At 70.6% G+C, this 21,339-nt stretch carries 17 protein-coding genes, 1 tRNA gene and 1 pseudogene; 8 read left to right on the top strand and 11 right to left on the bottom strand.

The window, feature by feature from the left end:
* Positions 1–48: 48 nt before the first annotated feature.
* Entirely contained in the window at positions 49–1,290 is a 1,242-nt protein-coding gene (locus ACFWHU_RS23280) for a cytochrome P450 (RefSeq protein WP_387226838.1), read from the top strand.
* An 87-nt stretch (positions 1,291–1,377) separates the two neighbouring features.
* Here the strand turns inward: ACFWHU_RS23280 and ACFWHU_RS23285 are convergent, their stop codons facing one another.
* A complete protein-coding gene (locus ACFWHU_RS23285) occupies positions 1,378–2,565 on the bottom strand; it encodes a winged helix DNA-binding domain-containing protein (protein ID WP_385793893.1) in 1,188 nt (395 codons plus the stop codon).
* A gap of 47 nt (positions 2,566–2,612) precedes the next feature.
* On the bottom strand, positions 2,613–4,136 hold the full coding sequence (locus tag ACFWHU_RS23290) for a short-chain fatty acid transporter (protein WP_387226840.1): 1,524 nt from the start codon (positions 4,134–4,136) through the stop codon (positions 2,613–2,615).
* A gap of 129 nt (positions 4,137–4,265) precedes the next feature.
* On the opposite strand from ACFWHU_RS23290, the gene ACFWHU_RS23295 reads away from it, so the two are divergent.
* The gene (locus ACFWHU_RS23295) at positions 4,266–4,868 is read left to right on the top strand and encodes a DUF998 domain-containing protein (RefSeq protein WP_385793634.1); all 603 of its coding nucleotides are present in this window, start codon (positions 4,266–4,268) and stop codon (positions 4,866–4,868) included.
* Positions 4,869–4,990: 122 nt separating this feature from the next.
* Here the strand turns inward: ACFWHU_RS23295 and ACFWHU_RS23300 are convergent, their stop codons facing one another.
* From ACFWHU_RS23300 to galU, 8 genes and pseudogenes are all read right to left on the bottom strand, one after another.
* Positions 4,991–6,133, bottom strand: a complete 1,143-nt coding sequence (locus ACFWHU_RS23300; RefSeq protein WP_387226842.1) for a PQQ-dependent sugar dehydrogenase — start codon at positions 6,131–6,133, stop codon at positions 4,991–4,993.
* 225 nt (positions 6,134–6,358) lie between these two features.
* Positions 6,359–6,432: transfer RNA gene (locus ACFWHU_RS23305), tRNA-Ala, on the bottom strand.
* Between the two features lie 60 nt (positions 6,433–6,492).
* The gene (gene glpR, locus ACFWHU_RS23310) at positions 6,493–7,635 is read right to left on the bottom strand and encodes a gephyrin-like molybdotransferase receptor GlpR (RefSeq protein ID WP_387226844.1); all 1,143 of its coding nucleotides are present in this window, start codon (positions 7,633–7,635) and stop codon (positions 6,493–6,495) included.
* 137 nt (positions 7,636–7,772) lie between these two features.
* The gene (locus tag ACFWHU_RS23315; RefSeq protein ID WP_385793642.1) at positions 7,773–8,405 is read right to left on the bottom strand and encodes a GNAT family N-acetyltransferase; all 633 of its coding nucleotides are present in this window, start codon (positions 8,403–8,405) and stop codon (positions 7,773–7,775) included.
* Positions 8,402–8,938, bottom strand: a complete 537-nt coding sequence (locus ACFWHU_RS23320) for a molybdenum cofactor biosynthesis protein B (RefSeq protein ID WP_385793644.1) — start codon at positions 8,936–8,938, stop codon at positions 8,402–8,404. The genes ACFWHU_RS23315 and ACFWHU_RS23320 overlap by 4 nt, the downstream gene beginning before the upstream one ends.
* An 83-nt stretch (positions 8,939–9,021) precedes the next feature.
* A pseudogene (moaC, locus tag ACFWHU_RS23325) lies at positions 9,022–9,528 on the bottom strand (cyclic pyranopterin monophosphate synthase MoaC); the annotation flags it as partial.
* Between the two features lie 71 nt (positions 9,529–9,599).
* On the bottom strand, positions 9,600–10,940 hold the full coding sequence (gene glp, locus ACFWHU_RS23330; protein ID WP_387226847.1) for a gephyrin-like molybdotransferase Glp: 1,341 nt from the start codon (positions 10,938–10,940) through the stop codon (positions 9,600–9,602).
* Between the two features lie 4 nt (positions 10,941–10,944).
* The gene (gene galU / locus ACFWHU_RS23335) at positions 10,945–11,847 is read right to left on the bottom strand and encodes a UTP--glucose-1-phosphate uridylyltransferase GalU (RefSeq protein WP_385793649.1); all 903 of its coding nucleotides are present in this window, start codon (positions 11,845–11,847) and stop codon (positions 10,945–10,947) included.
* A 93-nt stretch (positions 11,848–11,940) separates the two neighbouring features.
* Here galU and ACFWHU_RS23340 point away from each other — a divergent pair, with 93 nt between their 5' ends.
* A complete protein-coding gene (locus tag ACFWHU_RS23340) occupies positions 11,941–12,555 on the top strand; it encodes a 5-formyltetrahydrofolate cyclo-ligase (protein WP_385793652.1) in 615 nt (204 codons plus the stop codon).
* A 53-nt stretch (positions 12,556–12,608) separates the two neighbouring features.
* On the opposite strand, the gene ACFWHU_RS23345 is transcribed toward ACFWHU_RS23340, so the two are convergent.
* A complete protein-coding gene (locus tag ACFWHU_RS23345; RefSeq protein WP_387226850.1) occupies positions 12,609–15,431 on the bottom strand; it encodes a penicillin acylase family protein in 2,823 nt (940 codons plus the stop codon).
* Between the two features lie 283 nt (positions 15,432–15,714).
* Between ACFWHU_RS23345 and ACFWHU_RS23350 the strand changes: the two genes are divergently transcribed.
* The 5 genes from ACFWHU_RS23350 to ACFWHU_RS23370 all read left to right on the top strand — a co-directional run bounded on the left by ACFWHU_RS23350 (position 15,715) and on the right by ACFWHU_RS23370 (position 21,233).
* Complete coding sequence (locus ACFWHU_RS23350; RefSeq protein ID WP_387226929.1) at positions 15,715–17,262, top strand: potassium/proton antiporter; 1,548 nt, start codon at positions 15,715–15,717, stop codon at positions 17,260–17,262.
* 361 nt (positions 17,263–17,623) lie between these two features.
* Positions 17,624–18,982 carry an MFS transporter gene (locus tag ACFWHU_RS23355; protein WP_387226852.1) on the top strand — a complete coding sequence of 453 codons (1,359 nt, stop codon included), beginning with the start codon at positions 17,624–17,626 and terminating at the stop codon, positions 18,980–18,982.
* 66 nt (positions 18,983–19,048) lie between these two features.
* Positions 19,049–19,468, top strand: a complete 420-nt coding sequence (locus ACFWHU_RS23360; protein WP_387226854.1) for an FmdB family zinc ribbon protein — start codon at positions 19,049–19,051, stop codon at positions 19,466–19,468.
* Between the two features lie 121 nt (positions 19,469–19,589).
* On the top strand, positions 19,590–20,450 hold the full coding sequence (locus ACFWHU_RS23365) for an S-methyl-5'-thioadenosine phosphorylase (RefSeq protein WP_385793662.1): 861 nt from the start codon (positions 19,590–19,592) through the stop codon (positions 20,448–20,450).
* Positions 20,451–20,588: 138 nt separating this feature from the next.
* Positions 20,589–21,233, top strand: coding sequence for a hypothetical protein (locus tag ACFWHU_RS23370; RefSeq protein WP_387226856.1), 645 nt, complete (start codon positions 20,589–20,591; stop codon positions 21,231–21,233).
* Positions 21,234–21,339 lie beyond the last annotated feature (106 nt).

The raw sequence follows: 21,339 nt of genomic DNA on the forward strand, positions 1-21,339 counted from the left end.
TGGCATGTCGGCCGTGGGAAGCTCCAAGTCACGGAAGGAATGGAAAAAATGACGCCGAATCTCGCCGATCCCACGTTCTGGCAACTACCGCATTCCGAGAGGCTGGAGGGTTTCGCCCGGCTGCGCGCCCTCGGGGTGCCGCAGTACTTCGTGGAGCGCCCCGGAAGCCGGCTGCGGCCGGAGCGGGGCTTCACCGCACTGGTCAGGCACGCCGACGTGGTGGAGGCCAGCCGTAATCCGCGGGTGTTCGGCAGCGCGCCGGGCGTCACGACCCCCGAGCCGGCCCGCTGGGTGCGGGCGCTCTTCGGGGAGTCCCTGGTCAATCTCGACGAGCCGCAGCACACCCAGTTGCGCAAGATCGTCTCCCGGGCCTTCACTCCGCGCATTCTCGCCGCGACGGAGGAAGACGTCCGCTCGGTTGCCACCCGCATCGTGGACGACATGCTCCGGGAACGTCCGGCCGATTTCGTCACGGCGGTCGCCTCGCGCATGCCGTTCGAAATCATCTGCAATCTGATGGGTATCCCCGAGAAGGAGCGTCCGTCGATTCTCGCGCAGGTGAATCGGGCCTCAGTCGAAACGGGTGTCGCACGCACGGTACGGCAGCGAATTCGCGTACCCGGAAAGGGCCTCCGGGCGCTGGCGTCCATGCAGGGAATGGTCGCGGACCTCGGTCGGCAACGGCGCAGGAATCCGACCGGGGATCTCATCTCCGCGCTGGTGAACGCCGATATCGACGGACAGTCGCTCAACGGCCGGCAGCTCGGCTCGTTCTTCTCGCTGCTGATGGTCGCCGGTGTGGAGACCACGCGGAACGCGATCGCGCACGGCCTGTCCCTGCTGACCGACCATCCCGACCAACGCGCCCTGCTGCTCAGCGATTTCGACCGGTACGCGGACGGCGCCGTCGAGGAGATCGTGCGTCACTCGACACCGATCATCCAGTTCCGGCGCAGGCTCACCGAGGACCACCGGATGAACGGGCACGACTTCCGGCGGGGCCAGCGGGTGGTGCTCTTCTACGCCTCCGCCAACCGGGACGAGTCGGTCTTCACCGACCCGGACCGCTTCGACATCACCCGGAGCCCCAACCCGCACGTGGGCTACGGCGGGGGCGGCCCGCACTACTGCCTGGGCACGTTCCTGGCGAAGCAGGAAATGAAGGCGCTGTTCCGGGAGTTGCTGACGCGGATGCCCGAACTGCGCGCCGTGGGCGCGCCGGTGCTGGTGCCGTCGAACTTCGACAACCGGGTCCGCTCGATGCCGTGCGCGTTCGCGGGAGACCGCTGACCGCCCATTTTCCGTAACCTTCGGCGAGGCCGGGCGGGGGCGCGTACCGCCCCTGTCCGGGCCCAGGTCCTGTCCGGCGAACACCCGCTAGTTGGCCGCCAACTCGTCCTCCAGCCAGGTGCGGCCCCGTGTGCGCGCGCTGAGGCGGACCGTGCCGAGTGGTTCGGCGAGGCGCTCGGCCTCGCTTCGTACCGCCGCCTCCGCGTCCGCGCCCACGTCCTCCAGGAAACGGCACACGATCTCGCCGCTCCTGTCCTGCGCCCAGCCGCCGACGATCCGGCCGTCCCACCAGAGCGAGGGGCCGATGTTCCCCACGCCGTCGAAGAGGCGCGGCCCGTGGTCGCCGAGGAACCAGCCGCGTTCGTGCCAGCCCATCGGCGTGGAGTCGAGCGCGGGCAGCAGCGCGGCCCACGGCTCCGGCGGCGCGGTCTCCTCCAGGTCGTCGGGCAGGAGCAGACCGCTCGTGCCGCCGCCCAGATCGACCTCGACCGGCCGCAGTTCCGTCAGCACTCGCTTGACCTGCGTCTTCGTCCACCCCGCCCACCAGCGCAGATCGTCCGCCGTGGCCGGGCCGAACGTGCGCAGCCAGCGTCGGGCCAGTTCCTCCTCCGCGCGGTGGGTGTCCCAGTGCGCGAGGCCGCCGGGGAACCAGTCGGTCAACGGCGCCCAGCGGTACTGGTGCGAGGTCCACGAGCCGCGTGGCCGGCCGCGTACGACCCGGCCCTCGGCGGCGAGCAGGAGCAGCAGCCTGCTCGCGACCTTCTGGGTGCCCTCGTAGCTCTTGCCCGCGGAGAGCACCACCTCCGTACTGAGGCGGGCGTCGTCCCCGGCGAGTTCGGCCGCCGTGGACTCGCCGCGCGCGGCGAGCGCGCGCACGGCGATGTCCTCCGTCCCGGCCAGCCACGTCCGTACTCCCGCCTCGTCGTCCGCGACCCGCGACGCCGCCAGGAATCCGAGCAGCTTCCGGCGTTCACGCGCGGCCACCGCGTGCGAACAGGCGGCCTGTATGACCGGGGCCACGTCGAGGGAGGTGACGAAGACCGTGCGGCGCATGCCCAGCAGGCGGATCAGGGAGCGGTCCTCGTACAGGGCCTGTTCCACCTCCCGTACCGAACCGCCGTTCGTCCGCGCCCAGGTGGCGACGTACACGGAGGACGGGTCGGTGCTGTGCAGCGCGACCATGTCGCGTGCCACCTCGACCGGATCCTCCGCGCGGGCCGCCACCGCCAGCCGGTGCCGTACGCCGATCCGGGCCCGTCGCTCCGCCACGTCGATACGCCGCACGTCCGCCCACTCCTTCGCGCCCGAGCCGTCCTTCTTCCCTACGGGAAGGGAAGCGTACGGGCGAAGAGGGTCACGAGGATCAGCACCGCCGGGAAGCAGGCGAGGAACATGGCGAAGGTGTAGCCCATGATGTCGCGCGCCTTCAGGCCGAGGATCGTCAGCGTGGGCAGCATCCAGAACGGCTGGAGCAGATTGGCGCTGGCCTCACCGAGGTCGTACACGACGACCATCCAGCCCTGGTTGACCTGGAGCTGGTTGGCCGCCTCCAGGACGTACGGCGCCTCGATCACCCACTTGCTGCCGCCGCTCGGCACGAAGACGCCCAGCACCATGCTGTAGATCGCGATGAGGGCCGGATAGAAGAACTCGTTCGACACCGAGACCAGCCAGCCGGCGATCGTCTTGCTCAGCCCGGTGAAGGCGATCATGCCGAAGATGCCGCCGTAGAGGGGGAATTGGAGCAGCACACCGGAAGCCGCGGGCGTGCCCTCCTTGACCGCCTGGGCGAGCCGGACGGGGCGCCAGTGCAGGATGAGGGCCAGCAGGATCAGGATGAGGTTGACGGTGTTGAGGTCCAGCGCGTTGAGGGGGTCGCCCTCCGCGAGGGCGAAGTGCCGTACGAGGTACCAGGCGCCGAGCGAGAACAGCAGGATCGCGAAGACGGGGCTGTACTCGATCCACTCCCCCGGCCGGTTGCGCCGGGTCTCCGTACGCTTCTCGGCGACGCTCGGCCCCAGCTCGATACCGAGCTGCTCCGCGGTCTTCGCCCGCTCGGGGGACGGCGAGAGGAACCAGGCCATGACCACCGCGATGACGAAGATGATCGCCGTGGCCACCATGCCCTGCCACAGGAAGATGGTGTCGGTGAGCGGGATGAGCCCGCTGCCGCGCCCGTCCGCGATGACCTCCTGGACCGCGGGCGGACTCGACGCCTCACTGGCCACCTGGAGCGCGGCGGACCCGGAGAGCCCCTGGGCCCATACGGTCCCGAGCCCGAGGAAGGCCATCGCGCCGAGCGCCCGGTAGTCCACGCCCTGGATCCGGCGGGCGATCTCCTTGGCGAGGATCGCCGTGAAGATCAGGCTGAAGGCCCAGTTGAGGTACGAGGTCGCCATGGCGACGGCGGCGGTGAACGCGATGGCGCCGCGCGGGGTACGGGGCACGCGCGCGATCCTGGCTATCAGCCGGCTCATCGGCGGGGAGACCGCGACCGCGTAACCGGCGATGATGATCATCGCCATCTGGAGCGTGAAGGTGATGAGCGACCAGAAGCCCTGTCCCCAAGCGTCCACCAGCCCGAACCCGGCGGTGTCCGCGGGATCGTCGGGCCGTCCGTACAGCCCTTCCCCGGTCGCGAGTCCGAGCGCGAAGACCGCGAACGTACCGACGAGGACGAACCCGAGGGCGTCGGGCAGCCACTTCTCGGTGAACGCGGTGAAGCGCAGCGCCATGCGGGCGAGCCAGTTGTCCCCGCTCGGCTTGTCCTTGCTCGGCTTGTCCCTGCTCGACGTCGTGGGCGGTTCCGGTTTCGGTTCCGGCTTTGGTGGGGGCGCCGTGGCCATGTGATTTCTCCTGTGAGGGTGACGGCCTGAGCCGCGGATCTGTACAGGAGGCACGGACGCGGGGGCGGGGTGGTTCAGGTGGTGGTGTGTCACCGGGAAGAGAGGGCGAGTGCTGTTTACGGTGGGCTGATGCGACGTGCCCCCTGGTGGGTTCTCCTCTCTTCGGGGGGCGCCCCTCTGCTGCTTGTCGGTGCCTGGATGATTGCGCAGCTGCTGCAAGGCCCCGGTTACAACCCCACGGTCGACACGCTCAGCGTGCTGGCGTCCTACGGCGCCCGCGGCTACTGGTTGATGACGGGAATACTGATCGTGCTGGGGACCTGTTACGTGGCCACGGCGCACGGACTGCGGGAGGCCGCGCCGGCCGGACGGATCGCCCTGGCCGGCGGCGGGTTGTCCGCGATGGCCCTGACCCTGGTGCCCGCGCCCATCAGCGGTGGGGCCCTGGGGCACGGGGCGGTGGCAGCCGTCGGCTTCGTACTGCTCGCGCTGTGGCCGGCGCTGGCCGCGAGACGCAGGAGGACGGTGCCGTGGGGGCTGCGGTTCAAGGTGGCGGTCGTCGCGAGCGCGCTGATGTGCGTGTGCGCGCTGTGGTTCGTGTTCGAGCTGCGGAGCGGGAAGGCGCCGGGGGTCGCGGAGCGGGTGGTGACCTTCGTACAGGCTCTGTGGCCGCTGGTGGTGGCCGTCTCCTGCCGTCTGTGGACCGGCGGGCCGGTGGCGACGGGGCAGTGACGTGCGGGCAGTCACGTGCGGGGAAACGACGGCATCCCGCCCGATCGGAGGGATCGGACGGGATGCCGTGAACAGTTGACGCGTGCTGACGCGCCGAGGCTCCGCCGCGGCGACTGGAGCCGTTACGCCGGGTCGATACGGGAGATGGTGCCGCCGAGCCCGAGCACGTACAGCTCGCCGTCGCCGTCCTCCACGAACGAGATGACCTCGCCGCCGTTGACCCCGAGGTCGCTCTGGCCGGTCACCTGGCCGTTCTCGATCGTCAGACCGCGCACGGTGCCGTCGCAGTAGTCGCTGTACAGGTACTGCCCCTGGAGCGCCGGGATCGCGTCGCCCCGGTAGACGTATCCACCGGTCACCGAGCAGCCCAGCCCGTTGCGGTCGTACTCGAAGACCGGCGGCACGTGGTTCGCCGGCTCGGTGCCGCCCCGGAAGGGGTGGGTGCCCTCCATCGAGGCCCAGCCGTAGTTCTCGCCGCCTTCGCTGTCCGCCGAGGCCCAGTCGATCTCTTCCCAGTCGCTCTGGCCGACGTCACCGATCAGCAGGTCGCCCGTGCCCGAGTCGAAGGAGAACCGCCAGGGGTTGCGCAGCCCGTACGACCAGATCTCGTCCTTCGCGTTCGGGTCGTCCACGAACGGGTTGTCCGCCGGGATGGCGTACGGCTCGCCGCCGCTCGGGTCGATCCGCAGGATCTTGCCGAGCAGGGTGTCGAGCTTCTGGCCGTTGCCGTGCGGGTCGCCGCCCGCGCCGCCGTCGCCGAGCGCGATGTAGAGGTAGCCGTCGGGGCCGAACTTGATGTCGCCGCCGTTGTGGTTCTCGTACGGCTGCGTCTGCGTCAGGACGGTACGCCGGGAGTCCGGCTGGATCGCACCCGACTGCACGGCGAACTCGTCGATCGTGCTGGTGCCTTCGAGGTCCGTGTACGAGATGTAGAAGTGCGCGAGCTCGTTGTCGAACGCGACTCCCAGCAGGCCGCGTTCACCGTCGGTGGTGGTCTCGTCGGAGATGTCGAGAACGGGCTCGCCGAGCCCCTGGTCGCCCAGGACCCGTACGGTTCCGGCGCGTTCGGCGATCCACACGGTGCCGTCGGGTCCGGCGGCGCCGGCGATGGGGTTCTGGGCCGTGGCCACTTCCGTGAGCGCCACATCGGCCGCCGCCGCCTTGGGCGGGGCGGCGGGCTCGTCGGCGTACGCCGTGGCGAAGGCGAGGGAAGTGGCAAGGCAGATGGTGCCGATGATCGCCGAGCTTCTGGTGCGAAATTTCACCGTGACTCCTAGAGGCGGCGAGTGGGGGGACCCGGCTGCTTCGGGCGGAGTTGAGTCGGCGGTCGCCCGCGCCAGCACGCAACCTGGGTGGGGGGTGGTGTGCCACTGGCTACGGGTGAGGATACTGGGACGGGAGCGGCTGGCCTAGACCAATACCTCACCCATCTCTGCCGCACACCGAAAAGCCCCCACCGGATTTCCCCGGTAGGGGCTTTTCACTTGCCGTGGACCTGTGGGGATTTGAACCCCAGACCCCCTCGATGCGAACGAGGTGCGCTACCAGACTGCGCCACAGGCCCTTGCGACGAGTGAAACTTTAGCACCCCCGTCGGGCTGCTTGGAAATCAGTTCCGTGCTGTTCACTCGTTGGCGGCGCGGGGGCGGTCGCCGTCGTCGTACTGGTCGAACAGGGGGGTCCGGCCGCGGTCGCGGGTGCGGCGCTGGATTGGGGGGGTGCGGCGCTGGGCGGGGGGTTCGGGGGTCGCCGGTTCCGCGGGGGCCGGTTCGGCCGTGGAGGAGCGGGCCGCGCTCCAGGTCTCCGGGTCGCTGACGTTCACGCCGCTCGACGCCCGCGGGGCGACGGGCGCCGTCACATACGTCGGGAGCGGGACCGGGACCGGCTCCCAGCTGTCGCCGCGGGCCGGGCCGCGATCGCGCTGCTGGTCGACCCATTCGGCGTGGTCCGTCTGCTCGACCAGGGCGCGGCGGCCCGCCTCCTGCGGGGAGACCGAAGGGGCCGGTTCCGGCGCCGGGCAGGGTTCGGGCTCCTCGTCCGGCTCGGCCGGGGCCGAGGCCTGGTGTTGCCGGCGCGGGCGGTTCTCGCGCAGTCGCTGCGCGGCGATCTCGGCCCTGCGGCGGTCCATGGTGAAGACGAAGCGGCGCCGCTCCTGGGCGCGCAGATGCACGATGTAGACGCTGAGGAGTACGGCGGGGACACCCGGCGCCCACAGGAAGGCGAGCCCTTGGACGCCGGCGACGATCGCGCCGATCGTGAAGGCGAGGAAGAGCACCACGGTGGTGCGCCGGCGGCGGGCCAGGACCTGCGAGCGCTGGGCGCGGCGGGCACGTTCGGCCGCGTCGCCGGAGGGGCGTGCGCGCCGTTCGGGCGCCGGACGGGCCGGCGCGGGGATGGGGGCGCGCTCCGGGTCGGACGCGACGGCCGGTGCGGGCGCCGGGCGTTTCGGTGACGGTGCCGGGATCTCCAGCCGGGCTTCCGTACGGGCCGCGGGCGCGGAGAAGGACCGGACGTCGACAGAGCTCGTCGGCTCCGCCGGGACGTCCGGTTCATCGTCGGGCCCGGCCTCCTCGGTGGTGCGGTCCTGCAACTCCTTGGCGTACCGGCGCTCCATTCCCGCCCGTCCGGACAGCAGCCGGATGGCGGTGCTGAAGCGTTCCGTCGGACGGGCTTCGTTGAGCTCGTCCTGCCTGCGGAGCCACATCGGTACCAAGTAGGCGGCCCAGGCCCCGACGATGACTGCGTAGATGAGGCCGCTGCTGCTCACGGTTCACACCGTAGAGGTCTACGCGCGAGGGGATCCGCCAATTGAGCCGGTGTGTCGCACGATCTGGCTGATATCACGGACTTTTTTTGTGATTGTTCGGATCACTTGATGGTCGGATGGCGACTATTTTCGAACACTTATTTCATTTCTGTGCTTGTTCCAGGTCGCGCCTGGTGCCAGCGGCGGAGAAGTCCGTCCGGTACTTCCTCGGCCGTGAGCGCGAAGACCAGATGGTCCCGCCAGGCCCCGTCGATGTGCAGATAGCGGGGCCGGGTCCCTTCCTCGCGGAATCCGAGTTTCTCCACGACCCGGCGGCTCGGCCCGTTCTCGGGGCGAATGCACACCTCGATACGGTGCATCCCCGCCATCCGGAAACAGTGGTCGACGGCGAGGGCCACGGCCGTCGGCATGACGCCGCGTCCCGCGACGTCGCGGTCCACCCAGTAGCCGACATGACCCGAGCACATCGAGCCCCAGGTGATCCCGGCCACGGTCAACTGGCCGACGAGACGCCCCTGGTACTCGATGACGAACGGCAGCATCCGCCCCGCGTTCGCCTCGGCGCGCAGATGACGGACCATCTGCCGGTACGTCGGGCGCTGGGCGACCGGAGCGCCGGGTGGCGGCGGCGGGATCGTCGCCTCCCACGGCCGCAGCCACTCGCGGTTGCGTCGGTTGACCTCGCGCCAGGCCCGTTGATCGCGCGACTTTATGGGGCGCAGGACGACGTCGCCGTCCACCAGCGCCACCGGCCAGAAGGGGTGGTTCATCCGTCGGTACGCGGGTGATCGCCGCCGTGGATCTGGTCGACGGCGTGGACGAGCAGCCGGCCGAGGACGGCGAGCCCGTCCCGTACGCCGCCGGAGGAACCCGGCAGATTCACGATCAGGGTCCGGCCCGCGACGCCCGCGAGGCCCCGCGAGAGCGCGGCCGTGGGCACCTTCCGGGCGCCTTCGGCACGGATCGCCTCGGGGATGCCGGGGATCTCGTGGTCCAGCACGCGGCGGGTGGCCTCGGGGGTGCGGTCGGTGGGCGAGACGCCGGTGCCGCCGGTGGTCAGGATGACGGCGTACGAGGCGGCGACCCCGTCGCGCAGGGCCTGCTCGACCGGGTCGCCGTCGGGCACGACCAGCGGGCCCTGGACCGAGAAGCCCAGCTCCGCGAGGGCGTTGGCGATGATCGGGCCTCCGGTGTCCGCGTACACGCCGGCCGCCGCGCGGTTGGAGGCGGTGACGACGAGGGCGCGGTACGGCTGCCTCGCCCGCGGTGCGGGGGTCGCGGCGCCGCTCTCGGCGGGAGTCATACCGTGCCCCTCTCCGGGGTCCCGTTCGGCTTCAGCGGGGTGCCGGGCCGTGATTCCGGCTGTGCTTCCGGTTCCGGTGCCCGGCGTGACCAGTGGCCCGACTTTCCGCCGGTCTTCTCCTCGACCCGTACGTCCGTGATCACCGCGCCCTTGTCGACGGCCTTCACCATGTCGACCACCGTCAGAGCCGCGACCGAGACCGCGGTCAGGGCCTCCATCTCCACGCCCGTGCGGTCGGTGGTCCGCACCGTCGCCAGGATCTCCACCGCGTCGTCGGCGACGGCGAGGTCGAGCGTGACTCCGGAGACGGCCAGCGGATGGCAGAGGGGGATCAGGTCCGGGGTCCGCTTGGCGCCCATGATGCCCGCGATCCGGGCGGTGGCCAGGGCGTCACCCTTGGGAACGCCCTCACCCCGCAGCAGTTCGACAACGCGCGGCGACACCAGCACCCGGCCGCTCGCGCTGGCGGTGCGCGCGGTGACCTCCTTGGCGGAGACGTCGACCATGCGGGCCGCGCCCGCCTCGTCGATATGCGTCAGTCGGCCTGGTCGAGAAGGTCCGGGGGTCTCCCCCCGGGAAAACGCAGTCATCGCTGTGGCGCTCCCGGTCCGGGCCCGGCGGGGCCTGTCTGGGCAGACACGCTACCGCCACCGCGCGCCCCTCAGCCGAGCAGCACCACGTCGACCTCGCTTCCGGGCTCCATCGACGTCGCCTTCTCGGGGACCACGATGAGCGCGTCGGCGTGGGCGAGGGCGGCGACGAGATGGGAGCCGGCGCCGCCGACGGGGACGGCCGTGCCCGCCTCGGCGTCGTACGTACCGCGCAGGAACTGGCGCCGGCCGGCCGGGGACGTCAGCGGCGCGTCGGCCTTCAGCGTCGCGCGGACCGTCGGGCGGTGGACGTCCCGGCGGCCCATGAGCGCGCGGATCGCGGGGCGTACGAACAGCTCGAAGGACACGTAGGAGGAGACGGGATTGCCGGGGAGGGCGAGCAGCGGGGTGTGCTCGGGGCCGATCGAGCCGAAGCCCTGGGGCTTGCCCGGCTGCATCGCGAGCTTGCGGAAGTCGATGCCGCTGCCCGGCTCGTCCTCGTCTCCTACGGAGGACAGCGCCTCCTTGACCACGTCGTACGCCCCGACGCTGACACCGCCGGTCGTCACGATCATGTCCGCGCGGATCAGCTGGTCCTCGATGGTGGCCCGGAGGGTGTCCGCGTCGTCGGTGACCGCGCCGACCCGGTAGGCGATGGCGCCGGCGTCCCGCGCGGCGGCGGTGAGCGCGAAGCTGTTGGAGTCGTAGATCTGGCCCTCGCCCAACGCCTCGCCGGGCTGGACCAGTTCGCTGCCGGTCGACAGGACCACGACGCGCGGGCGCGGGTGGACCCGGACGGTCGCACGGCCGATGGCGGACAACAGACCGATCTGCGGCGGCCCCAGGATCGTGCCGGCCTCCAGGGCGAGGTCTCCGGCCTGTACGTCGCTGCCGCGCGCGCGGACATGGGCGCGGGCCTCGACCGGTCGGTACACCCGGACCTCGCCGCTCGCGCCCTCGGGCGCGGAGCCGGCCGGGCGCATGGAGGTGGCGGCTCCGCCGCCCGTACCGCCGTCGGTCCATTCGACGGGGACGACGGCCTCGGCGCCCGGCGGCAGCGGTGCGCCGGTCATGATCCGGGCGGCCTGGCCGGGACCGACGCGGGGCGGGGAGCCGCCCCCCGCCGCGACGTCGCCGATGACCGTCAGGACGGCCGGGAACTCCTCGTCGGCGCCCGACACGTCGGCCGTACGGACCGCGTAGCCGTCCATGGAACTGTTGTCGAAGGGCGGCAGCGCCACCGGCACCGTGACGTCCTCGACGAGGACGCAGCCCTGGGCGTCGGGCAGTTGCAGCTCGATCGGGTCCAGCGGGCGGACCGTGGCGAGGATGTCCGCCAGGTGCTCGTCGACCGTCCAGAGCCGTCCTTGCCCGGAGACAGGTGCGGGTGCCGGTGTCGCCGTACTGCTCAAGTTGCTACATCTCCTCGGTGACGTAACTGCGGAGCCAGGTCCGGAAGTCCGGTCCCAGGTCTTCACGTTCGCACGCGAGTCTGACAATGGCACGCAGATAGTCACCGCGGTCACCCGTGTCATAGCGGCGTCCCTTGAAGACGACGCCGTGGACCGGGCCGCCGACCTTCTCGTCGGCGGAGAGCTGCTGGAGTGCGTCGGTGAGCTGGATCTCGCCGCCGCGGCCGGGCTCGGTCTTGCGCAGTATCTCGAAGACGGCGGGGTCGAGGACGTAGCGGCCGATGATGGCGTAGTTGCTGGGCGCGTCGGCCCGGTCGGGCTTCTCGACCAGGTCGTGCACCTTGACCACGTCGCCGTAGGCGGTGGGCTCGACGGCGGCGCATCCGTAGAGGTGGATCTGGTCGGGCTCGACCTCCATCAGCGCGATGACGCTGCCGCCCTCGCTCTCCTGGATCTCGACCATGCGGGACAGCAGCGGGTCGCGCGGGTCGATCAGGTCGTCGCCGAGGAGCACCGCGAAGGGCTGGTCGCCGACGTGCGGGGCGGCGCACAGCACGGCGTGGCCGAGGCCCTTGGGGTCGCCCTGCCGGACGTAGTGCATGGTGGCCAGGTCGCTGGACTCCTGCACCTTGGCGAGGCGTTCGGTGTCTCCCTTTCGGGTGAGCGCCTCCTCCAGCTCGTAGTTACGGTCGAAGTGGTCTTCCAGCGGACGCTTGTTGCGTCCGGTGACCATGAGAACGTCGGAGAGCCCGGCCATCACGGCTTCCTCGACCACGTACTGGATCGCGGGCTTGTCGACGACAGGCAGCATCTCTTTGGGAGTGGCCTTGGTGACAGGAAGGAAGCGTGTTCCGAGACCTGCGGCGGGGATGACAGCCTTGCTGATCCTGGGGGGCGACTGAGTCATGCCGAGCACCATATCCGTCACGGATGAGGGGAAGATGTGGCTCCGGTTAACTTTCTCTCCATACATACACATACGAGAGATTTGCGAAGTCCGTTGAACACTGACATGTCGGGAAAGTCAGCCCTACGGCGGGAACTCCTCGCCGCGCGGCGCCTCCTGTCGGAGGAGGACGTCCGGGACGCCTCCGCGGTTCTCGCCGGGCGGGCGCTGGACCTTCCCGAACTCGCGGCGGCCGGGACCGTCGCCGCGTACGTCTCCGTGGGACGCGAGCCCGGCACGCGCGCGCTGCTCGACGCGCTGCGGGAGCGGGGGGTGCGCGTCCTCCTGCCGGTGCTGCTGCCGGACAACGATCTGGACTGGGCGGCGTACGACGGGCCGGAGCATCTGGTGCGCGCGGGGCGTGGGCTGCTGGAGCCGGACGGTGCGCGGCTCGGCGTACGCGCGGTGCTGGAGGCGCGGGTGGTGCTGCTGCCCGGGCTCGCCGTGGACGGACGCGGGATGCGGCTGGGGCGGGGCGGCGGGTCGTACGACCGGGTCCTGGCACGGCTGGAGGAGGCGGCGACGGGCGGCCGTGTGGACGCGGGGCCCGCTCTCGCGGTGCTTCTGTACGACCACGAGGTGGTCGAGCGGGTCCCGGAGGAGCCGCACGACCGACCCGTGCACGTGGTGGTGACTCCGGGCGGGACACGGCACTTCACCGGCGGCTGAGCGGCCCGCCCGGCCGGTGCTCCCGGCCGGGGCGGGTCCTCGCGTCCCGCGCCTTACGGCGCGAGCGTGAGGGTGTCCCCCGTGCTCTCCTCCACGGCTCTGCTGCTGAACGACCAGTCGAGCAGCTCGCCCTTGACCCACTTGTCCGTCTGGTCGGTGTAGTTCGCGCTGTACGCGTGCCCCGAGGCGCCCGTCAGGTTGATCCAGCGGGACTTGTCCCAGTCACCGACGTTGACCACCATCCGCATCGACGGCACCCACATGACTTCGTAGCCGCCGGCCGCGTTCCAGCCCGTGGCGTTGACCGCGGCCTCGCCGCCGCCCAGGTTCCACGGGCCCCGGTTGAGCAGGGTCTGCACGATGCCGGGACCCTCCGTACCGAGGGTCTGGTTCTCCAGGGTCAGCTGGTGCAGCCGGCCCCAGCTCCAGGTGGAGACGTCCTTGCCGAGCTTGGCGGTCAGCTCCCAGCGCGCGTCCGTGAGGGCGCGCAGCAGGAGTTCGTCGCGGGTCTTGGTGGGCTTCTCCGTACGCGTCTTCGGGGCCTGCCACCACTCGTTGTCCTCGTCCTTGAGGATCTTGCGGGTGATCTCGAACCAGCGGTCGCCGCCGTCTGGCTGCGCCGAGTCCGAGGAGCGCTTGCCGCACTCCTGCACCAGCGCCGCCAGGTCGTCGACCGGCCCCGTGCTGTCGGCGGGGCGCACGGCGAGGCACTCGCCCTTGACGCGCATCTCCTTGGGAAGCTTGTTGCCGAAGGCGAGCTTGAGGACGTTGCGCCAGACGCCGTTGAAGTACGCGGCGGCCGCCGAGTCCGGCTCCTGGGTGTAGTCCCAGCCTTCGAGGAGCTTCTGGGCCTCGCGTACGGAGGGGTCCGCGACATCGATCTTCAGCAGATACGGCATGAGCAGCGTGGCGATCTCGCTGCGGTTGTCGGTCTGCATGGTGCGCATGTCGTCGGTGGAGATCTTGCCGCCGTCCTTGATCTTCGACTTGATGAGGTCGTTGATCCGCTGGCTGCGCGCGCCGTAGCCCCAGTCCCCGGTCAGCGGGTACGGATAGTCGTCCTTGTCGATGACGGCCTGGTTGGCGGTGACGATGTAGCCGCGCTTCGGGTTCTCCTCGTAAGGAAGCTCGTCGAAGGGGACGTAGCCCTCCCAGCGGTACTTCGGGTCCCAGCCGGGGGCGGGCATCGAGCCGTCGCCCTCGGCGCGGATCGGGATCCGGCCGGGCGCCTGGTAGCCGATGGTGCCCTTGGTGTCGGCGTAGATCAGATTCTGCGAGGGGACCTCGAAGAACTCGGCGGCCTTGCGGAACTCGGGGAAGTCCTTGGCCTTGTTGAGCTGGAAGACCGCGTCCATGGACTTGCCGGGCTGGAGGGCGGTCCACTGGAGCGAGACCGCGTATCCCTCACCGCGGTCGGGGGCCGCGTTGTTGACGGGGGCCTTGTCGCCGACTCTGCGCAGCTCCGCGTTGCGGTCGGAGACCACCGGGCCGCGTCCGGTGGAGCGGACCGTGATGGTCTGGCTCTTGGCCCCGGCGATCTTGATCGTTTCCTGACGGGTCGTGAACTTCTTCTGCTCGTTCCCGTACTGGTAGGTGTCGCCGTTGACCTTCTCCAGATAGAGGTCGGTCACGTCGGCGCCCAGGTTGGTCATGCCCCAGGCGATGTCCTTGTTGTGGCCGATTATGACGCCCGGCATTCCGGCGAAGGTGTAGCCGGCCACGTCGTACTGGCAGTCCTTGGTGAAACTGCGGCAGTGCAGGCCCATCTGGTACCAGACGGAGGGCAGCTGGGGCGCGAGGTGCGGGTCGTTGGCGAGCAGCGGCTTGCCCGTTGTCGTGTAGTCGCCCGAGACGACCCACGAGTTGGACCCGATGCCGCTGCCGCTGGGGCCGAGGAGGGCGGGGATCTCGTCGAGGGTGCCTGAGAGGGCGTCGAGCTGGGACTCCAGGCCCTGGGTGGCGCCGGCCGGGTCCGTACCGGTGCCGGTGCCTGTGCCGGTGCCGGTGCCGGTGCCTGTGCCGGTCCCCGTACCTGTCCCCGTTCCCGTACCTGTCCCCGTACCGGTGCCTGTCCCCGTGCCGTCACCCGTCGCGTCGCCCGGCTCGGCCTTGGGGTCGTACTGCTCCGTGAGCGGATCGACCGCGCCCTCGGTGACGATCGGCTGGTTCCGGCTGTACGGATACGACGGGTACAGGTCCTTGATCTGCTTCTCGTCCATCCTGCTCGTGAGCAGCGAACGGTCGATCTCGTCCTGCATGTTGGAGCGCAGGTCCCACGCCATCGCCTTGAGCCAGGCCACCGAGTCGACGGGGGTCCACTTCGCGGGCTTGTAGTCGTTGGTGAAGTTCAGGGCCGCGTACTCGACGGAGATGTCCTTGCCGTCGCGCCCCTCGAGGTAGTCGTTGACGCCGTCCGCGTACGACTGGAGGTTCTTCTTCGTCTCGTCCGACAGCTTGGTGTCGTACTCCTCCTGGGCCACCCGCCGCCAGCCGAGCGTGCGCAGGAATTCGTCCGTCGCGACCTGTCCCTTGCCGAACATCTCGGAGAGCCGGCCCGAGGTCATGTGGCGCCGGACGTCCATCTCCCAGAAGCGGTCCTGGGCCTGGACGTAGCCCTGCGCGCGGAAGAGGTCCCGGTCGGTGTTGGCGTAGATCTGCGGGATGCCGTAACTGTCGCGCTTGACCTCGACCTGGCCGTCGAGTCCCGGCACCTTGATCGTGCCGGTGGTCTGCGGGAGCGAGGCACGCACGGTGCTGACGCCCCAGTAGGCGCCGTAGCCAACGCCTGCTACCAGAGCCAGGACCAGGACGATCACGACAAAGCGGGCGCGTCGCCCCTTCTTTTTGGTGGCAGGGGGCGTTGAGTTGGCGGGCATCGCTGTCCTTCGAGGGGCAGGGTGGTCCTGGAATGCTGCAGCAACCATAGGCGCAGCCGTTCACTCGCCCCGACGCGGTGTCACTAGTACGACCCGGAGTACGACCTGGCGGGACTCCTCGGACGATCACACAGGAAATCACGAGATCGATCGCACGAACGATCGATCGCGTCAAGAAAACGTTAAAGATTAGGTAAGGTAACGAAGTGCCGACCCGGGGAAACGATCCGGTGCGCGCGAGGGGAAGGATCGGCCGCTGACTGTCCACCAGCTCAATGAACTCCTGCTCATCTGCTCGCTCGTGCTGCTGATCGCCGTCGCCGCGGTACGGATCTCGTCCCGCAGCGGGCTTCCCAGCCTGCTGCTCTACCTCGGGATCGGCGTCGTCATAGGGCAGGACGGCATCTTCAACGTCAAGTTCGACAACGCCGAGCTGACGCAGGTGATCGGGTACGCCGCCCTGGTCGTGATCCTCGCCGAGGGTGGTCTCGGTGCCAAGTGGAAAGAGGCCAGACCCGCGCTGCCGGCCGCCGTCGCGCTGTCGACCGTCGGTGTCGCGGTGAGCGTGGGCGTCACCGCCACCGCCGCGCACTACCTCGTCGGCCTTGACTGGCGTCAGGCGTTGATCATCGGAGCCGTCGTCTCGTCCACGGACGCCGCCGCCGTCTTCTCCGTACTGAGGAAGATCCCGCTGCCGTCGAGGGTGACGGGCGCCCTGGAGGCGGAGTCGGGCTTCAACGACGCCCCCGTCGTGATCATGGTGGTGGCGCTGTCGACGGTCGGACCGGTGGAGCACTGGTACGTACTCGTGGGAGAGATCGCCCTGGAGCTGGCCATCGGCGCCGCCATCGGCATCGCGGTGGGCTGGCTGGGCGCCTTCGGGCTCCGGCGCGTGGCCCTGCCGGCCTCCGGCCTGTACCCGATCGCCGTGATGGCCATCGCCGTCGTCGCCTACGCGGCGGGAGCCATGGCCCACGGCAGCGGATTCCTCGCCGTGTATCTGGCCTCCATGCTGCTCGGGAACTCCAAGCTCCCGCACGCGCCCGCGACCCGCGGCTTCGCGGAGGGACTGGGCTGGCTCGCGCAGATCGGCATGTTCGTCCTGCTCGGACTGCTGGTGACGCCGCACGAACTGGGCGACGACTTCTGGCCCGCGGTGATAGTGGGTCTGGTGCTGACCGCGGTGGCGCGGCCCCTGTCCGTACTGGTCAGCCTCGCGCCGTTCCGCATCGCCTGGCAGGAGAAGGCGCTGATGTCGTGGGCGGGGCTGCGTGGCGCCGTGCCCATCGTCATGGCGACCATCCCGATGGTCTCGGGGATCGAGGGCAGCCACCGGATCTTCAACATCGTCTTCGTGCTGGTCGTCGTGTACACGCTCGTACAGGGGCCCACGCTGCCCTGGGTCGCCGGGAAGCTGCACCTCGGCGACCCCGCCGAGGCGGCCGACCTCGGTGTCGAGTCGGCGCCGCTGGAGCGGCTGCGCGGTCATCTGCTGTCCGTGGCCATCCCGGACCGGTCGAAGATGCACGGCGTGGAGGTCGGCGAGCTGCGGCTGCCCCCGGGGTCGGCGGTCACGCTGGTCGTACGGGAGGACAAGAGCTTCGTACCGGGGCCGTCCACCGTGCTGCGGCGGGGCGACGAGCTGCTGGTGGTGGCGACGGATCCGGTACGGGACGCGGCCGAGCGGCGGCTGCGGGCCGTCGGGCAGGGCGGCAAGCTGGCCGACTGGCTGGGGACGAACGGGAAGGGCGGGGGTGGCACGGGCGGACCGGGCAGGAAGCCGGGGGCGCACGGGAAGCCCGGGAGCGGGGTCGGACGAGGGTCCGGCTGACGGCCGGGCCGGCGGGCTGGGCTGGGCTGGGCTGGGCTGGGCTGGGCTGGGCTGGGCTGGGAATCGAAGGCAGCCCGGCCCGGAGGCGTCAATCACAGGTACGGGCCGGGATCTTCCGGGTGTTTCCCAGGTAGGATGAGGCCCGTGCCTGCCACATCGAGGAATGTCTCCGACGTACCGATGTGACGGCACGGACTTGATCGACCAACTCTGCCTGACGCAGAGCTGGCGCGACCGTATGGCGGCCGTGGCGTCCCCTTCAGTGGACCCTGGGTATCTACCGCAGTTCCGCGCAAGAGGACAGCTCTCGGCGGCCCCCGCACGTCCGGGGACGCCACCAGGCGGCAGAAAGGCAAGGACCGTGGTCAACACGGTCGACACCACCGCCGGTGCCTCCGAGGGGACGGCCCCGACCCGTCCGGGTTACGGGCAGTTGCTGCGTACACCCGGCGCCTGGACGTTCCTGCTCCCCGGTTTCGCCGCGCGGCAGCCCTTCGCGATGCTGACGATCGGCATCGTCCTGCTCGTCCAGCACACCTCCGGTTCGTACGGCAGCGCGGGCATCGTCGCCGCCGTCACCGGTGTCTCCATGGCGCTCTTCGCGCCGCAGAACGGCAAGCTCGCCGACCGGTTCGGCCAGCGCGCGGTCCTGGTGCCCGGAGTGCTGCTGCACACGGCTTCCGTCACCGCCCTGACGGTGCTCGCGCTGGCGGGCGCGCCCCTGTGGGCGCTGTTCGTCGCCGCCGTACCGACGGGCGCTTCCGTCCCGCAGGTGGGGCCGATGGTCCGGGCCCGCTGGGCGGCCGTGCTCGGCTCCTCCGACGAGCGGGCGCGGCTGTTGCCGACGGCCGCCGCCTTCGAGTCCGTCACGGACGAGTTCACCTTCGTCATCGGGCCGGTCCTGGCGACCGCGCTGTGCACCGGTGTGCACCCGGCGGCCGGACTGATCGCCGAGGGGGTGCTGACCCTGGCGGGCGGGCTGCTGTTCGCCGCGCAGCGGGGCACCCAGCCGAAGCCCGCGGGACGACGTGCGGACGGCTCGAAGCGGGCGGGCGGCTCGCAGCGGGCGGGCGGTTCCGGCCATCCGGCCGGGGCGCGCGTCTCGGCGCTGTCCGTACCCGGTGTACGCGTCCTGGCCGTGGCCTTCCTCGGCATCGGTTCGGTCTTCGGCGGGATGCAGGTCTCGCTCACGGCCTTCGCCGAGGAGATCGGCAACCCCGGCGCGAACGGCCTTCTGTACGGAGTCTTCGCCGCCGGCAACATGCTCGCCGGTATCGCGTGCGGCGCCGTCGCCTGGAAGACCGGGCCCCGCCGCCGGCTCGTCGCCGGTTACGCGGGCCTGACACTGGCCGCCTCCGGGCTGTGGGCCGTGCACTCGGTACCCGCGCTCGCCGCACTCGGCCTGCTGGTCGGGCTCTTCATCGCGCCCGCGCTGATCAGCGGCTACACCCTGATCGAGCCGTTGGTCCCCGCCGGGGCCCGTACGGAGGCCTTCACCTGGCTGACGGGCTCGGTCGCACTGGGCCAGGCCGGCGCGGTCACGGCTGCCGGACAGCTGGCGGACGCGCACGGCGCGAGCGCCGGATTCGTGGTGCCCCTGGTGGGCACCGCACTGGCCCTGGTCACGCTCGTCGCACTGCGCTCGCGGCTCACGCCGAAGGCGTCGGGCCGGGTCGCCGCGCGTGGAATGGGTCACCGCGTGCCGGTGGCAGTGGACTGATCCAGCGGAATGAGTCACTATGGAGCGTCGTTAGCACTCATTGAGTGAGAGTGCCAGGAGGAACAAGTGCCGACCTATCAGTACCAGTGCACCGAATGTGGCGAGGGCCTTGAGGCGGTGCAGAAATTCACCGACGATTCCCTCACCGTGTGCCCCGCGTGCGAAGGACGCCTGAAGAAGGTGTTCTCCGCGGTCGGCATCGTCTTCAAGGGCTCCGGTTTCTACCGGAACGACAGCCGCGGATCGTCGTCGAGCAGCACGCCGGCCAAGGCGGGCGCCTCGAACGGCTCGGGTGAGTCGGGCGGTTCGAGCGACAAGTCGTCGGGCTCGTCGTCGGACTCCAAGTCCACGTCCTCGTCGTCGTCGACCGGATCGTCGTCGTCCTCGTCGGGCTCGGGCTCGGGCTCGTCCGGCTCGGGTTCCTCCGGCTCGAAGTCGAGCGCTTCGAGCGGCAGCTCGAGCTCCAGCGGCTCCTCCGCCGCCTGATCGTCCGAAACCTTCTCCGGGACCCCGCCGTTCGGTACGGCGGGGTCCTCGGCGTACCCGCGCTCCCACGCACCCGCACACCCCCGCGTGCCCTCCGGCGAGCCCCGCTAGGGTGATCGTCATGGCGACCAAGGCGAACGCAGAGGGCTCGGAGACCGCGGAGATCGGCGTCATCGGCGGCTCGGGTCTGTACTCATTCCTCGACGATGTGACCGAGGTCACCGTCGACACCCCCTACGGACCGCCCAGCGACTCGCTGTTCCTCGGCGACGTCGAGGGCAGGCGCGTCGCGTTCCTGCCCCGCCACGGGCGCGCGCACGACATCGCGCCGCACCGCATCAACTACCGCGCCAATCTGTGGGCGCTGCGGTCCGTCGGCGCACGGCAGGTGCTCGGCCCGTGCGCCGTGGGCGGGCTGCGTGAGGAGTTCGGCCCGGGGACGCTGCTCGTGCCGGATCAGTTGGTGGACCGTACGAAGGCACGCACCCAGACGTACTACGACGGGGTGCCGCTGCCCGGTGGGGGCGCTTCCAAGGTCGTGCACATCTCGCTGGCCGATCCCTACTGCCCCGAGGGGCGCAAGGCGGCGCTCGCCGCGGCGCGCGGGCGCGAGTGGGAGCCGGTGGACGGCGGGACGCTGGTGGTCGTCGAGGGACCGCGCTTCTCGACCCGCGCCGAATCGCGGTGGCACGCGGCGATGGGCTGGTCGGTGGTCGGTATGACGGGTCACCCCGAGGCCGTGCTCGCCCGTGAACTGGGGCTCTGCTACACGTCGTTGACGCTCGTGACCGATCTGGACGCCGGGGCCGAGACCGGCGAGGGCGTCTCGCACGAGGAAGTGCTGAAGGTCTTCGCCTCCAACGTCGACCGGCTGCGGACGGTGCTGTTCGACACCGTGGGCGGATTGCAGGCGGGCGAGACGCGGGACTGCCTGTGCTCGCATGCGCTGGACGGCATTGATACGGGGCTTGAGCTGCCGTAAACGCTCGGGACGGACCTCGTTCGGGTGAGCGAGTTATTCACATCCGGGTAGTTGTCCACAGGCTTCGGCGGGATTCCGGCGGGACGTGGATCGTGAGGGGCGGTCAGCGAGAACTCCTCACGCCAGGTGGTGGTTGCCATGTCCCTTTCCCGTTCGCTCTCCCGCTCCCTCTCCGCCCGTCCCTCGGATCCGCCCCTCTTCCCGCCCGTGCCGGTGCCCGCGCCCGTGGCCGCCGCGCCCGCGCCGTGCGGGGTGCCCGCTTTCGATCCGTTGCGGGTGCGCGGCCGTGGGCATCGGCTGCGCAGGGCCCTGCTCCGGCGGCGACGCGCGATGACGGCGGGGCTGGCGGTGACGGCGGCCGCGTTGGCGGCGTCGGGCGCGGGCGGTCCCGGTGTCGCGGCAGAAGCCGAGGAGCGAGCCGCGTCCCGCGCGGCGGCGCGTGGTGGCAATGGTGGTGGCGCGTCAGGTGCGGGCGCCGCCGCCCAACCAGGCGCGCAGAAGGCCCGGTTGGTGACGGCTCCGGTGCGGATCGCGGATGTGGCGACGGTCCGGCTGCTGCGACCGGGCGACCGGGTCGATGTGATCGCCGCCGCCCACTCCCCCATGGGCGAGGAGTCGGACGCCCGGGTGATCGCGACGGGGGCGCTGGTGGAATCCGTCCCACGGGCTCTGGCGAGCGCCACCGACAGTGGGGCGCTGGTGCTGCTGACCGTCGCGCGTGATGTGGCGGCGGAGTTGGCGGGGGCGAGCACGAACTCCCGGCTGGCGGTGACGCTGTGCTGAGCCGCCCGCTGTCGGCCCCCGCTCATCGCCGTCGTACTGATGAGCACACTGGTCACACGAAAGCATGGGCGGATTGGACAGCTGGGGCGCGAGTTGCCCAAGGTGT

Source organism: Streptomyces sp. NPDC060366 (assembly GCF_042725135.1).
GTDB lineage: Bacteria > Actinomycetota > Actinomycetes > Streptomycetales > Streptomycetaceae > Streptomyces.

Coding starts and splice junctions, on each gene's coding strand:
- ACFWHU_RS23280 (WP_387226838.1), top strand. CDS start 49: ATGACGCCGAATCTCGCCGATCCCACGTTCTGGCAACTACCGCATTCC.
- ACFWHU_RS23290 (WP_387226840.1), bottom strand. CDS start 4,136: ATGGCCACGGCGCCCCCACCAAAGCCGGAACCGAAACCGGAACCGCCC.
- ACFWHU_RS23295 (WP_385793634.1), top strand. CDS start 4,266: ATGCGACGTGCCCCCTGGTGGGTTCTCCTCTCTTCGGGGGGCGCCCCT.
- ACFWHU_RS23315 (WP_385793642.1), bottom strand. CDS start 8,405: ATGAACCACCCCTTCTGGCCGGTGGCGCTGGTGGACGGCGACGTCGTC.
- ACFWHU_RS23320 (WP_385793644.1), bottom strand. CDS start 8,938: ATGACTCCCGCCGAGAGCGGCGCCGCGACCCCCGCACCGCGGGCGAGG.
- galU (WP_385793649.1), bottom strand. CDS start 11,847: ATGACTCAGTCGCCCCCCAGGATCAGCAAGGCTGTCATCCCCGCCGCA.
- ACFWHU_RS23345 (WP_387226850.1), bottom strand. CDS start 15,431: ATGCCCGCCAACTCAACGCCCCCTGCCACCAAAAAGAAGGGGCGACGC.
- ACFWHU_RS23365 (WP_385793662.1), top strand. CDS start 19,590: ATGGCGACCAAGGCGAACGCAGAGGGCTCGGAGACCGCGGAGATCGGC.
- ACFWHU_RS23370 (WP_387226856.1), top strand. CDS start 20,589: ATGTCCCTTTCCCGTTCGCTCTCCCGCTCCCTCTCCGCCCGTCCCTCG.